Below are 13,461 nucleotides of genomic sequence, written 5' to 3'. Positions count from 1 at the left end.
AGCAGGCGGCCGCCCAGTGCCGCGAATATATCCTCGAAGAAGTGCCCATCATCCTGCCGCTGTGGGCGGAGCAGGGGTACGACTTCATCATTTATCCGCAGCAGATGACCCATGCCATGGCCACCGCCGCGAGTTGCTGATTGAGCCGGTAAGCCCGAGCGCGTGCATTGGCTGCCGTTGAAAATTCAAGAAACGCGGCATCCCATTCCGTTCACGTTGCGGGGGTGGTGCATCCGGCGTGGTCGCATACCGCTATTGCGGTGTAACCGTTTTGGTTCTTGTGGGCGGGTGGCTGTGCCGCCCGTTTTCTTGGTTTGTTAAGGAGTAGTCCATGGGCGTTTTTGCGCAACGCAACGCAAATGGTGGGCCTTGTTTGGCGTAAGCATCGCGAGCTTTCTCGGCTGCGTCGATTTCACCATCGTGAACACCGCTTTGCCGGCGTTGCAGGCCGACTTAGGCACCTCGGTGAACAGCCTGCAGTGGGTGATCAACGGTTTTTTATTCTGGCGCTGTCGAGCTTTATGGTGCTGGTCGGCCGGCTGGCCGATTTGTACGGGCGCAAGCGCGTGCTGTTTATCGGCCTGACGGTATTTGGCCTGGCCTCGTTGGCCGCCGGTTTGGCCAAAGGCATCGACCTGCTGATTGTCGCGCGGGTGGCGCAAGGGTTGGCGTGCGCGGTGCTATATACCGCCTCCGGCGCCATCGTCGCCAACGCTTTCCCGGCCAGCGAAAGGGCCGGGCGTTTGGTGTGCTGTTTAGCGTCAACGGCGTCGGCCTGGCCAGCGGCCCGGTGCTCGGTGGGGTGATTGCCAGTGCGTTTGGCTGGCAGTGGATCTTTCTGCTGAACGTGCCGTTTGTGCTGCTCAGCCTGGCGATTTCCGCTTGGGCGGTGGATGAGTCGCGCGGTGAGCAGCAAGGTCTGGACGGCTGGGGCGCGCTGCTGTTGCTGATCGGCCTGCCGAGCCTGGTGCTGTTGATTGTGCAGGGAGGGGCATGGGGCTGGGCGTCGGCGCAAAGCCTAGGTTTGCTGGCCGTGGCGGTGCTGGCGTTGGGGGCGTTTATTCAGGTGGAACGGCGGGTGAAAGCGCCCATCGTAGACCTGAGCCTGTTCGCCAATCGGCACTTTGTTGCCGCCGTGGCGGCCAGTTTTTCCCTGGCGGTTTTCTACTGCTTGGCGTTTTTTGTCATGCCGCTGTATCTGGCGCTGATTCGTGGCGACAGCGCGCAAACCAGCGGCTTGTTATTGCTGCCGACCACATTGGGCGTGGCGGTGCTGTCGCCGGTGGTGGGGCGCCTGGTGGACCGCAAGGGGCCGGGGTTATTGATTCAGGCCGGGCTCGGGTTGTTCGTGCTGTCGGCCGTGCTGCAAGCCGGTTTCGATACCCACACCTCGTTGGCGTATCTGCTCGGTGCCTTTGTGCTGATGGGGCTGGCCTGGGCCTGCGTGCTTGGGCCGTCGACGGTGTTGGGCATGACTTCGGTGCCGGCGCAGATCAGCTCGGTGGCCATGGGCTCACTGATGACCTTGCACAATATCGGCGGCGGCTTGGGGCTGGCCATTGGCGTGGGCATTTACCGCAGCTTTGCGGCGCGTGACTTGGCCGCCTCCAGCGGCGCCGGCGCGGGCGACTGGATCGATGCCGCCGTGGCGCAGCCGGAGCAGGGTGTGGCGGTGTTGAGTCAGCATCTTGAGCAAGCGCCCCAGGTGTTGAGTGTTCTGGTTCAGCAAGCGTTTTTGCATGGCTACCGGGCCGTGATGGTGTTTCTCGCCATCGTGCTGCTCACGGCGCTGACCAGCGTGTTGCTGTTGCTGCGCCGACCGGCGGCGGTCGCCGAGAACGGTGAACACGCCCATGGCTAATGCCGACGGGCGTATCCGCCTGGGCGCCTTTTTATCCGGCTCCGGCGCGCACACCGGCGCCTGGCGCCACCCGCACGCCGATGCCGACGCCTCGCTCAACGTGCAGCGCTACCAGCACTACGCGCAAACCCTGGAACGCGGCTGCTTCGATGCGCTGTTTCTCAACGACAACGTCAGCGTCGGCGAACTGGCCCCCGAGGTGCTGGCGCGCGGCCCCTACAGCCTGCGCTGGGACCCGCTGATTCTGCTGCCGGCGCTGGCCATGGTGACCCGCCATATCGGCCTGATCGCCACCGCCAACACCAGCTACAACCAGCCCTACAACCTGGCGCGCAGCTTTGCATCGCTGGACCAACTGTCCAACGGCCGCGCCGGCTGGAACCTGGTGACAGCATTGGTGGGCGGAGAAAACTTCAACCACGACCAGCCACTGGCGCATGCAGAGCGCTACCAGCGCGCTGAAGAGTTTCTCGACGTAGTGACCGGCCTGTGGGACAGCTGGGCCGATGACGCGTTTCCCCTGGATAAAACCAGCGGCACCTGGCTGAACGTGCAGCGCATGCACGTACTCAACCACCGTGGCCCGCACTTTCAAGTACAAGGCCCGCTTAACGCGCCACGGCCCATTCAAGGCTGGCCCGTGATCGCCCAGGCCGGCTCTTCCGAAGCCGGCCGTGAGCTGGCCGCGCGCAGTGCCGAACTGGTGTTTACCGCGCAACAAACGTTGGGTGAAGGCCAGGCGTTTTACCGCGATTTGCACGAGCGGCTGGCGCGGTATGGGCGTGTGCCCGAGGCATTGAAAATCTTCCCCGGCATTTCACCCATCGTCGGCCGCAGCGCCGCAGAAGCCGAAGAAAAACACCAGCAACTGCTGGAACTGGTCGACCCGAACACCGCGCTTAAACAACTGGGATTTTTGCTGGACCTGGGCATTGATCTGGCAGCGCTGCCGCTGGACACGCCGGTGCCTTTGCCGGCCCAGCCACCCACCACGGAACGGCACAAAAGCCGCCAACAACTGGTGCTCGACCTGATCCGCCGCGAGCGGCCCACGGTAGGCCAACTGCTGCGCAAACTGGGTGCCGGCGGGCATCGGCTGGTGGTCGGCACGCCTGCGCAGATCGTCGACGAGCTGGCGTGCTGGTACCACGAAGGGGCGGCGGATGGCTTCAACATTTTGTTCACCCATTTGCCGGAGGGGTGGATGAGTTTGTGCAGCGGGTGGTGCCGGAGTTGCAACGCCAGGGGTTGTTTCGCACCGAGTACGAGGGGCGGACGTTGCGGGAGAATCTGGGGTTGGGGAGGGTGGCCAATCGGTTTTTTGCCGATTGACCGGGGGGTATGGGGGAGGACGCCATTTATCCTGGGCAGGCGGCTGGTACGGGTAGCTCCAGGGGGATTTTGATTGGGTACTCGGGTTGGCCGTAGGCGTAGCAGGAGGTGGTGACTTGGATGTCGTCGCAGGGGAGGAAATGGACGGTCAGGCCGCATACTTTTTGGTTGGAGTAGTTCTGTACTGGCACTGCTTTGCTGAGGCGGCGTGATTGTGCGTCGACTTTTTTTAGCCAGGCGTCGTATTTCGCCTCATCACCAAATCCAGGAAAGTCATCGGCATACGCCAGCCCTCTCTCCCAATCCACCCGCACCGTCATCCCCGGCACCCACCGTGCAGGAGCGGAATATCCCCATCCGCCACCCCCTCGTTGATAGGGCCCGACGATATCGATAGCTGGATTCCCATCCACGCTAAACCGATTAATCGCCCAGTGCGTATGGTTGATTCCATACAGCGCACCCGCCGAAGTAGGCTGTGCTGACATCAAGAGCACTGCCAGGCAGAGAGCCCCTAACAAGAAAGGCCGCGCTTGATGACCGCTGTAGCCTTCGAGCTGCTTAAACCGACTCATCGGCGCCCTCCACAAGCGATGCCAGATAGAGGCGATAACGCTCTGCTGACTCTTCCTGTATCTGGGCCAGGCGTTCAGGTGTCATCTCAAGTGGTGGTGCCGGCGCTATGTGCGCTACCAGCGGCTTGTTGTCTTGCTGCTCATTGAGGGCGAGTTCTCGCTTGCTGGCGTTGCCAAAAAACACCATGCGTTCGCGAAAGTAACTGCCCATGGGTTCACGACCCATCGAATAGAAGAACCACGCCCGTGAGTCATGAACGTGATCGTCGAACAGCGCACGCAACATGCCCTCGGGTTTGCTCGTATTGAGGCTTTCGTCCACTGGGCCACGGTGGTTGTCGTGGGTGTGGTTGTTGTATCCGGCCGGTGGTGGGAACAGTTGGCTAACCCGCGCTCGGCCTGCCGCTTTCATATGCAGGCATTCCACACCAGGATCGACTCGGATGACCTCGAGAACAAAAAGCGGTGGGGTACCGGCTGGGACCAGTTTGTAGATGGCCAAGCGAAGATGGTCGGGGTCGCGGAAATCTTTGCCGAATTCTTCAGCGGCTTCGCGCAATTGGGTTTTGGCCAGGTCGGGATCGATTCCGCTTAGGCCCGGTAAGGGTGGCAGTGGCTCTTCTCCATAGGGCACTGTGTTTGGTTGAGTGCTTCGCTCGAACTCAACTTTTGCCTGCGCCTTGTCACGCTCGGCTTTGGCAGTGGCCAATACTGCGGCGTCAGAATGGGTATCGGTGGCGCGGCGATAAAACTCGGTTTCTTTGAGGCTGGCAAATGCGTAGCGGTCGATGCGCCAGGCGGTGAGCCAACCCATCTGCTCTCTCAGGGCTTGTTCAATAGTTTCCGCAGCAAGAATCGGTTGGTAGAAGGCTGTTTCTTTCTCTGATACTGGATAAGCAGCTGTGGGAAGGTTTAGCGTTACATAACGCCAGTTGTTGAAACGCTGGACTAGCAGTGACGCGATAGAAAAGGATTTCTCAACGTCGACTTCCATCGCTCTCCATTTTTGATGGCGAAATTCGCTTGGCAATATCTCCTGCGGGACCTTCAAAGGCGCGCCGTTAGAAAACGCATCACTGAACAAGTCGTGTAGTACGACTTGTGACAGTAGCAACCGGTCGTCGACGCTGGCTCCTTTACCTTGATCTCCCGGTGGATACCCTCCACCTACATCCGAGTGCACACCCGGATAAAGTACCTCCTGACTATTAACGGGATATCCCCCGGTCTCTCGGCGTATGGACTCCAGCGGAAAGCAGATCCGCTGTTCATGCGCCGCCACCAGATGCAGACAGCGTTTGACCAGGGCGTTCCCGCCGGGTAACTGCTGGGTTTCATCTCCCCAGGCCATTTTTCCTCTGGCGCCAGGCGCTAACGCCGAAATCCCCACCGATGCCACCGTGTCCAACAGCCCCAGGTATTGAACTTGAACGGGTAGTCGCAACGCGTCCAAAAGCAATGCGGGCTGGGCAGGTTCCTCGTAGCTGAGCAATTCGTTAAGCCAGCTGACAAAAGCTCGAGCCGCTGCGGCGCCCCTAGAAAAACCATAAACGTACAAGCGGATGCCCACTAGCTTGGGGCGACCTTGTGAAGGCTGCACAAGCGCAATGCGTAGCGGGGCAGCCATCGCCTGCATCTGTTTGTTGAACTCCTTCCGGCGTCTGTAACTGCCGCCGGCCCCCATCGTTGCGCACATGGCGGTCACCGAAGCGTGCAAGGCGGTGTTGTCCATTCTGGGCAGTTCCAGGTATTGGCGAAGTGCATCGAGGACCATCATCAGCCCCCAGTTGATCCGCTCTTCGCCGTTATTGGCAAAAGCCAGGCCTGCAGTGGAATAGTCGAGTTCACCAATCTCTGGAAACGGCGTACCGACGCCGGGCATGTAGTACTTGTAATAGTTGTTGTAGCCGGTGCCTGGCGGGTCGGTCAGGCCCTTAACACCAGCCGCTCCTGCGGCATAACCATTGCCGATGGTGGCGCGGAACAGACGGGCAATATTGGAAGGATGAGAAACGGCGGCGCGATAACTGTCATTGAACAGATTATTTCCCGTGCCATCGAAAAACAGGCTGATGTGCAGGGTAAGAGCACATGGCCTCGTCAGCACGCGACCGGCCGCGACACAACGTGCACCGTGGTAGTCGGTCTCCATTTGCCTTTGTCGGTGATCATTGCGGTAAATCTCGCCCGGCTCGGAGGGCAAGCGCCCTTGTTCGGGAAATTCTGGCGGGTACCAGAGCGCTGAGTGGGTCACTGAGGGCATGACGTCGGCTCCGGTAGTTCCAAAGGGGTCTTGATCGGGTATTCGGGACTACCGAAGGCGTAACAGGAGGTAGTGACCTGCAACTCATCGCAGGGCAGAAAGTGGACAGTCATGCCGCATACTTTCTGGCCGGTGTAGTCCGGCACAGGGACCAACATGCTGTGTTTGCGGGTCTGAGCCTTAATTTTTCCTACCCACTCCAAATATTTCTCTTCATCCGCATAACCGGGAGAGTCATCGGCATACGCCAGCCCTCTCTCCCAATCCACCCGCACCGTCATCCCCGGCACCCACTTCGCCGGAGCGGAATATCCCCATCCGCCACCCCCTCGTTGATAGGGCCCGACGATGTCGATAGCCGGATTCCCATCCACGCTAAATCGATTAATCGCCCAATGCGTATGGTTGATTCCATACAGCGCTCCGGCCTCTACTACCGGGCTGTGTACCGTGGCCGACACGGCACCCATCACCGCCAAAACCGAGCAAACCAACCGCTGCCTGATCACCCAGCATTGCCGCTCCTTTAGTCCTTTAAACGCAGAAAGAAAAACTCGTAGTTCCATCATGCAAGCCTCTTCACGACGCGAAGAAAAATCGCCATGACGATGACCTGTCAGTGGCGCCATCGAGCCAAGGACCGGGAAAAAACCGCGTCCTTGATTCGTGCCGACGAGTAGAGCGTGCACGCGCGTGGCGCCGCAGCCAGACGGTTCAAAAGGAGGGTGGGGAATGGTCTGACATGCCCCTGCGATTACACCGCGCGACAGGGGCTTTGGGGCGTGCAGGTGTGGCGGCGTTCGCCCCAGGGCTTACTCCCTGGAACTACGTCGCCCGTAATCTTGCGTCACGCGGTCGATAATCACGGCCAGCGCCACAATGGCCAAACCGGCTTCTACGCCGCGCCCGACGTCCAGCGTCTGGATGCCTACCAGCACATCTTCACCGAGGCCGCGCGCGCCGATCATTGAGGCAACCACCACCATCGACAGCGCCATCATCACCGTCTGGTTAAGCCCGGCCATGATGCTCGGCAAGGCTAGCGGTAGCTCCACGTTGCGCAGCACTTGCCAGCGGTTGGCGCCCAGGCAGCGGGCGGCTTCGCGCACGGAGGGGTCGACCTGGCGCAGGCCCAGGTCGGTAAGACGTACCAGCGGCGGCAGGGCGTAGATCAGGGTGGCGAAAATCGCCGGCATCTTGCCCAGGCCAAACAGCATCAGCACCGGGATCAGGTACACGAAACTGGGCAGGGTTTGCATCACGTCGAGCACGGGCATCAGCACCCGGCGCGCGGTGGGGCGGTAGGCCAGTAGCACGCCGAGGGGCACGCCCAGCAGCACGCACAAACCGGTGGCCACCAGCACCAGGGCGCAGGTTTGCAGCAGTTTGTCCCACAGGCCAACCACGCCGATCAGGAACATCAGCACCACCAGCGCCAGGGCGCGTTTCCAGCTGCGCCCGGCGTGCCAGGCCAGGGCGCCGACCAGCACCAACAGCAGCCACCAGGGCAGGGCGCGCAGGCCGCTTTCCAGCAGGGTGACCACTTGCAGCAGGGTGTCGGAGACTTGCCGCAGGTGGTCGCCGTAGTTCAGCACCAGGCTGTCGACAACGCGGTTTACCGGCTCGGCGATGGAGTGGTGAAGGCTTTCCGGGAAGCTCGAACTCACAGCGCGGCCTCAACCTTGCTGCGGGCTTCATCGGTTACCCAGCCGTGCCATATCTGCGGGTTGGCTTTGAGAAACGCTTCGGCGGCGGCGCGCGGGGTTTGGCGGGTTTCGTTCATTTTGGCCAGGGTGGTGTTGAGCAGGTCGATGGGGAAGTCGACTTTTTCGAACACGGCGACCAGGTCGGGGTATTGCTTGTGGAACGGCGCCGATACGCCGACCGACAGGCGTGCGGCCAGCGAGCGGGTGCCGCGTGGGTTGGGGTTTTTGGCGTCGGCCAGGGTTTTCCAGGCTTCGGCGTCGAAGGCGGGTTCTTCCAGGCGCACCAGCTTGTAGCGGCCCATCAGTGGGGTGGGTGACCAGTAGTAGAAGAGCACCGGTTTGCCGCGGCGGATGGAGGAGGTAATTTCGGCGTCCAGGGCAGCGCCCGAGCCGGTGCGGAAGTTTACGTAGCTGTCGGTGAGGCCATAGGCTTTGAGTTTTTGCGTGTTGACGACTTCCGAGGTCCAGCCGGCGGGGCTGTTGAGGAAGCGGCCTTTTTCGGGTTGTTCGGCGTCGCGAAATACTTGGGCGTAGCGGGGTAGGTCGCTGACCGAGTGCAGGTCGGGGGCCAGGGGTTTGATGCCTTTTTCGGGGTCGCCGTGGATGACGTAGTCGGGGACCCACCAGCCTTCGTCGGCGTTTTTGACGATGTCGCCCAGGCCGAAGACTTTGCCTTCGGCTTCGGCTTTGACCCAGGCGGGGCTGCGGCCGGCCCATTCTTCGCCGATGACTTGGATGTCGTTGCGGGCCAGGGCGGCTTCGAGGCTTACGGTGCTGCCGGGGAGGGTGTCGGTGGCATAGCCGTAACCTTTTTCTACGATGAGGCGTAGGACCTCGGTGATAAGGCTGCCGCTTTCCCACGTTATGTCGCCGAAGTGGATGGGTTTTGGGTCGGCGGCTTGGGCGGCCTGGGCGCCTGGGATGGCCAGTGTTAGCGCTAATGCTGCGGTGTTTAGCCAGCGGATGAATGTGTGCATTCTTAGGTCCTTCTTGTTTGTTAGCGGTTTGCCTGGCGATCGGTTTTTTTCTTCGTTTCCGCGTGTGCTGGGCGTTTTTGTTTCGCGCCTTACGCGCGAGTCACTTTTTAGCAGTCGCCCTAAAAAGTAACCAAAAACGGCTTGCCCCTACCTGGGGTTTTCACTACGTGAAAACTTCCCTCCCTCCGTCGTCGCTCCAGGGGCCGGGCTGAGGGCCATCCTTGGCCCCATCCCTCTGCGCGGCTCCCGGCCGCTACGACCCCTTACGCAACGACTACGCTCGGCCTGGCGCTAAAGGGGCGGGTAGATCACAAGCCAGATCACAAGCCAGATCACAAGCCGAAGCAAAAGCGGGTTCCTGTAGGAGAGGCCGGTCCGGCGCTCCGGTCAGCCTCGATGCTTTTGATCCTCCGTCAGAAATCGTAGGTCACTTTGCTGTAGTAGAACGTGCCTTCGGGCGCGGCCGGCGACAGGAAGCTGTATTGCTGCGACGGTGTCTGCCGCAGTTGGTCGTTGTAGGTGTCGGGTTTGCTGTCGAACAGGTTGTTGGCGCCGACCGACACTTTGAGCGCTTTGGTGAAGGCGTAGTTCAGGTCCAGATCGGTGATCCATTGCGCGGAAAAGGTCTGGTCGTATTGCGAGGCTTCTTCGGAGGAGGCGTATTTGCGGTATTCGCCGAAGCGGGTTTCGTAGAGGCTGATGGTCCAGGCGCCAATGCTGTGTACGGCGCCCAGTATCAGCTTGTCTTCGGGGTAGCCGTGTTCCAGGTAGCCTTCGGATTCGCGGGTAACGGTGGTGAAGCCGTTGCGGTTTTCGTGGATTTTTTCGACGGTAGTGCGGGTTTTGGTGTAGCCGGCGGACAGGGCCAGCTTGCCGTATTGGGCTAGCTCCAGGTTGTATTTGCCCACGATGTCGACGCCACGGGTGCGGGTGTCGGCGGCGTTGGTCATGAATTGCGCCCAGCTGTATTGGCCGTAACCAGCGGCGGTCAGAATCGCTTCTGCTTCGGGGCCGTAGATGCCGCCGCTGTAGAGGATGCGGTCGTGGATGTCGATCTGGTAGGTGTCCACGGTCAACGAGGCGTGCTCGCTTGGCCGCCATACCAGGCCCAGGGAGTAGTTGTTGGATTTTTCCGGTTTCAGTTTTTCCGCACCCAGGGCGCGGGCGGCCGGGTTGTCGACGGGCAGCATGCGGGTCAGCACCGGGTTGCCGTCGGCATCGACGTTGGTGGTGGTGGTCCATGAGGTGCCGATCTGGCCGAGGGTCGGCGCGCGGTAGGCGTTGTTGATGGTGGCGCGCAGGCCCACTTGCGGGGTCAGTTCGTAGCGCGCCGACAGCTTGCCGGTGGTGGTGTCGCCGAAGTCGGAGTAGTGCTCGGTGCGGCCCGCCAGGCCGAATTGGAAGCGCTCGGTCAGCTGGTTTTCCAGGCCTACGTAAAAGCCGCCCACTTCGCGGGTGTAGGTGGCGGCGTCGTCGGGCATCAGGCCGGAGGCTTGCACGGCGCCCACGGCCACGCCGTCGATGCCGCCGTAGGAGTACGAGGCGAAGTCGCCTTCCTGCAGGCGGTAGCGCTCGTCGCGCCAGGCCAGGCCGGCGGAAAGGGTGACGGGCTTGAAGGCCCAGTCCACGTCGATATCGCGGCCGTAGTCGAGGTTGATATTGGTCTGTTCGTTGATCAGCGTCGCCACGTCGAAACGGGTTGGGCTGGCCACGCCATAGCTCGGGTTGACGGTGTCGGAGGCGCGTTCGGTGTGTTTGTCGCGCCCGTAGGTGGCGGAGAAGTCGAAGCGGCCGAGGCTTTCATCTTCGTAGCGCGAACCGGCGGTGAGCGCGGCGTCTTCGTAGTGGTAGCGGTACTGCGGAATGCTGCCGTTGGGGTAGATTTGCGGCACGTTGTTGGGGCTGTCGGCCAGCAACGGCGGGGTGTTGTTGTACGAGGTGTCGCGGCCGTACGTGGCGAAGCTGTACAGGCGCCAGGCATCGGTCAGGCCGATTTCGGCGTTGGCGGCCAGGTTGTATTTTTCCCGGCTGGCGCCGCCCCAGCGTGGGTCCTGGTGCTCGCCGTTGGCGTAGTAGTCTTCGCCGATATCGTCGGGTTTGTTATTGAGGCCGTTGAAGCTCAGGGTGAGAAAACCGTCGCCCGGCAAGCCTAGGCCGTACCAGCCATCGGCCGACTTGCTGAAGCCGTCGCCCTGGCTGTATTTGCCCAGTTGCGCGTTGGCCTGGCCGCCGCTGTCGCGCTCTTTGAGCACGATATTCAGCACCCCGGCCACGGCATCGGAACCGTATTGCGCCGAGGCGCCGTCACGCAGCACTTCCACATGGTCGATGGCGCTGATGGGGATCATGTCCAGGTCGACCGACTGGGCGCCAATAAACGGTACGCCGCCGGAGATGTTCACCACCGCCGAAGCATGCCGGCGTTTGCCGTTGATCAGCACCAGGGTCTGGTCCGGAGACAGGCCGCGCAGGGATGCGCCCTTGGGGTCCTGGCCGCGGGTGGCGCTTTGGTTCTGTGGGAAGTTGAACGAGGGCACCAGTTGGAACAGCGCCTGGTTAAGACTGGTGGCGCCGGTCTGGGTCAGTTCGCTGGAAGAGATCACATCCACCGGCGCGCTGCTGGTCAGGGCGGTGGCGTCCTGGCGGCGGGTGCCGATGGCGACTACGCGATCAAGGGTCGGAATGCTGCTGTCCACTGCTGCGCCGCCGGCACGTTGGCTGCTCGGGCGTTTCGCGGCCTGGCGAATGACAAAGGCGCCGTCATCGCTTACCTGCAATTGCAGGCCGGTGCCGGCGAGGGCGGCGTCTACCGCTTGCTGCGGGTCGTAACTGCCTTCCACGGCGGCCGAGGAGTAACTGCCGACATCCGGCGTAAAGGAAATCACCTGGCCGCTCTGGCGGCTGATGGACAACAGCACGTCGTCCAGCGGGCCGGGTGCCAGGTGATAGGTTTGCGCCGGGCCGGCGGCCAGCGCCGAACCGAGACACAACGCAGCGAGCGAACCAAAGGCCAGCGTGGATGCCTTGCGGGCGAACAGCGAATGACGCGACATAACTTCCCCCAAATCTTTTAGCGACGCCGCTCCTTGCAGCGCTTACGTCAGGGTTGTGCCGCGGCTTGCGGGAAACTTGCAGATCGTTTGGTTATGTCGTTAGAACGGGGTTAAAAACATCGAGGCTGAAGCCTCTCCCACAGTGGATTGCAGTCACTTGTGGGAGAGGCTTCAGCCTCGATGCTTTTGCCGCCATAACGATTTACGCCGGCCCCACGCTCACCCACAAATCACTACGCCGCGCGATACGAATCGGCAACGTGCGCGCCAACGTGTCGAGCACCTGGTCGCTGTCATCCAGCCGATACAGCCCGCTTACCCGCAAGCTGGCCACCGCCGGGTCGACCCGCAGCACACCGTTGCGGTACGGCCGCAGCGCCTCCAATACATCGCCCAGCGTTTGGTTGCGCACTTCGAGTAATCCATCCACCCAGGCGCCTTCGCCTCCCAAGAGCGGCGTGGCAGGGCCGAAGCTGTATTGGTTGAAGCTGATCTGTTGGCGACTGGCCAAGGTGCGCCGCTCGCCGCCGAACGTGACCAGCTCCAGGGGTGCATTCAGTGCCAGGGCCGAGCAGCGTTCTTCGCTCAAGCGCACCTGCAGTTGGCCGCCCTGGCTGCCGATCTGGCCGAACGGGTTGGCCACCACCAGGGGGCGGTTATCGTCGGCCACCCGCACTTGCACCTCGCCAGCGCGCAGGCGCAGCAAACGGCGTTGCGGGGTGAAGTCGATATCCACGGCACTGCGGGCGTTTAGCACTAGCTCACTGCCGTCATCCAGCGTGAGGCGTTGGCGCTGCCCGGTGGCGGTGGCGAAGTCGGCGCTCAGTTCTCCCAGCGGCCAGCGCTGGTTGGCCAGCAGGCCGACACCGATGGCGACCCCGGCGCCCACCAGCGCCCCGCGCAGCAGTTGGCGACGGCTGCTGCCGGCGGCATTCAGCGTGCGCTGCAGCTGGTCGCCACGCAGGCCTTGCGCCGCTGGTACGCGGAACACTTCCAGGGTTTTTTCCAGGTTGTCCCACAGCTGCTGGTGCCGGCTGTCACGGGCGCGCCAGGCGGCGAAGGCTTGCAGGTCTTCATGGCTGGCGTTGCCGGAGCGCAAGAGCACCAGCCATTCGCTGGCTTGCTCGATCAGGGCGGATTGGTCGCGGCTCATACCAGGCTTACCCGCAAACAGCGTTGCAGCGCCTTGGCCATATAGTCGCTGACCGAACGCTGGGAGATGCCCAACGCCAGGGCAATTTCCGGGTAGGTGAGGCCGTCCACTTGGGACAGCAGAAACGTCGCCTTTACCTTGGCCGGCAAGCCGTCGAGCAGTTGATCAATGCGTTGCAGCGCCTCCAGCAGTTCGGCGAGCTGCTCGGGGGAGCGCTCGTCGGCGGCATCCGGCTCCAGGCTGTCGAGGTAGGCGCGTTCCAGGTCGCGGCGGCGCCAGAGTTGGTACAGCAAGCGGCGGGCGATGGTGGTCAGAAGGGCGCGCGGCTCACGGATGGGCGCCATGGCGGGGCTGGCAAGAATCTGCGCGAAGGTTTCAGCGGCCAGGTCTTCGGCGCTGGCACGGGACTCCAAGTGCCGCCGTAGCCGGCCTTGCAGCCAGTCATAGTGCTGGCTGAACAGCAGGCCAACGTAGTGGCCATGGGAATTGTCGGCACCGGACATAACGGCTCCAAAAACGGAAAAGGCATGGGAGTCCGGTG

The 13,461-nt window shown here is 62.1% G+C and carries 8 protein-coding genes and 2 pseudogenes; 2 read left to right on the top strand and 8 right to left on the bottom strand.

The window, feature by feature from the left end; genetic code table 11:
- Nucleotides 1-359: 359 nt before the first annotated feature.
- Both AC0V2S_RS26115 and AC0V2S_RS26110 read left to right on the top strand, forming a co-directional pair.
- Nucleotides 360-1,861, top strand: a pseudogene (locus AC0V2S_RS26115) (MFS transporter).
- Nucleotides 1,854-3,193 (top strand): annotated as a pseudogene (locus AC0V2S_RS26110) (LLM class flavin-dependent oxidoreductase). Before AC0V2S_RS26115 ends, AC0V2S_RS26110 begins: the two co-directional pseudogenes overlap by 8 nt.
- 26 nt (nt 3,194-3,219) lie before the next feature.
- On the opposite strand, the gene AC0V2S_RS26105 reads toward AC0V2S_RS26110, so the two are convergent.
- From AC0V2S_RS26105 to AC0V2S_RS26070, 8 genes are all read right to left on the bottom strand, one after another.
- Nucleotides 3,220-3,768, bottom strand: coding sequence for a DUF3304 domain-containing protein (locus tag AC0V2S_RS26105; protein ID WP_475512256.1), 549 nt, complete (start codon nt 3,766-3,768; stop codon nt 3,220-3,222).
- On the bottom strand, nt 3,755-6,031 hold the full coding sequence (locus AC0V2S_RS26100; protein WP_475512255.1) for a T6SS phospholipase effector Tle1-like catalytic domain-containing protein: 2,277 nt from the start codon (nt 6,029-6,031) through the stop codon (nt 3,755-3,757). Before AC0V2S_RS26100 ends, AC0V2S_RS26105 begins: the two co-directional genes overlap by 14 nt.
- A complete protein-coding gene (locus AC0V2S_RS26095) occupies nt 6,019-6,501 on the bottom strand; it encodes a DUF3304 domain-containing protein (RefSeq protein ID WP_475512257.1) in 483 nt (160 codons plus the stop codon). Before AC0V2S_RS26095 ends, AC0V2S_RS26100 begins: the two co-directional genes overlap by 13 nt.
- Before the next feature lie 342 nt (nt 6,502-6,843).
- Entirely contained in the window at nt 6,844-7,698 is an 855-nt protein-coding gene (locus tag AC0V2S_RS26090) for an ABC transporter permease (RefSeq protein WP_475512254.1), read from the bottom strand.
- The gene (locus tag AC0V2S_RS26085) at nt 7,695-8,714 is read right to left on the bottom strand and encodes an ABC transporter substrate-binding protein (RefSeq protein ID WP_475512253.1); all 1,020 of its coding nucleotides are present in this window, start codon (nt 8,712-8,714) and stop codon (nt 7,695-7,697) included. The genes AC0V2S_RS26090 and AC0V2S_RS26085 overlap by 4 nt, the downstream gene beginning before the upstream one ends.
- A 413-nt stretch (nt 8,715-9,127) precedes the next feature.
- Complete coding sequence (locus AC0V2S_RS26080) at nt 9,128-11,767, bottom strand: TonB-dependent receptor domain-containing protein (RefSeq protein ID WP_475512252.1); 2,640 nt, start codon at nt 11,765-11,767, stop codon at nt 9,128-9,130.
- 202 nt (nt 11,768-11,969) lie between these two features.
- On the bottom strand, nt 11,970-12,920 hold the full coding sequence (locus AC0V2S_RS26075; RefSeq protein ID WP_475512251.1) for a FecR domain-containing protein: 951 nt from the start codon (nt 12,918-12,920) through the stop codon (nt 11,970-11,972).
- Nucleotides 12,917-13,423 carry a sigma-70 family RNA polymerase sigma factor gene (locus AC0V2S_RS26070; RefSeq protein WP_475512250.1) on the bottom strand — a complete coding sequence of 169 codons (507 nt, stop codon included), beginning with the start codon at nt 13,421-13,423 and terminating at the stop codon, nt 12,917-12,919. Before AC0V2S_RS26070 ends, AC0V2S_RS26075 begins: the two co-directional genes overlap by 4 nt.
- Nucleotides 13,424-13,461 lie beyond the last annotated feature (38 nt).

The sequence above is a fragment of the Pseudomonas sp. CC11G genome, from assembly GCF_056174845.1.
The sequence above is the reverse complement of the archived record's forward strand: the minus strand, read 5'-3'. Positions and strand labels throughout refer to the sequence as shown.

Excerpts from the sequence above, each read along its gene's own strand:
- AC0V2S_RS26105 (WP_475512256.1), bottom strand. The coding sequence starts at position 3,768 with ATGAGTCGGTTTAAGCAGCTCGAAGGCTACAGCGGTCATCAAGCGCGG.
- AC0V2S_RS26100 (WP_475512255.1), bottom strand. The coding sequence starts at position 6,031 with ATGCCCTCAGTGACCCACTCAGCGCTCTGGTACCCGCCAGAATTTCCC.
- AC0V2S_RS26095 (WP_475512257.1), bottom strand. The coding sequence starts at position 6,501 with ATGGGTGCCGTGTCGGCCACGGTACACAGCCCGGTAGTAGAGGCCGGA.
- AC0V2S_RS26085 (WP_475512253.1), bottom strand. The coding sequence starts at position 8,714 with ATGCACACATTCATCCGCTGGCTAAACACCGCAGCATTAGCGCTAACA.
- AC0V2S_RS26080 (WP_475512252.1), bottom strand. The coding sequence starts at position 11,767 with ATGTCGCGTCATTCGCTGTTCGCCCGCAAGGCATCCACGCTGGCCTTT.
- AC0V2S_RS26075 (WP_475512251.1), bottom strand. The coding sequence starts at position 12,920 with ATGAGCCGCGACCAATCCGCCCTGATCGAGCAAGCCAGCGAATGGCTG.
- AC0V2S_RS26070 (WP_475512250.1), bottom strand. The coding sequence starts at position 13,423 with ATGTCCGGTGCCGACAATTCCCATGGCCACTACGTTGGCCTGCTGTTC.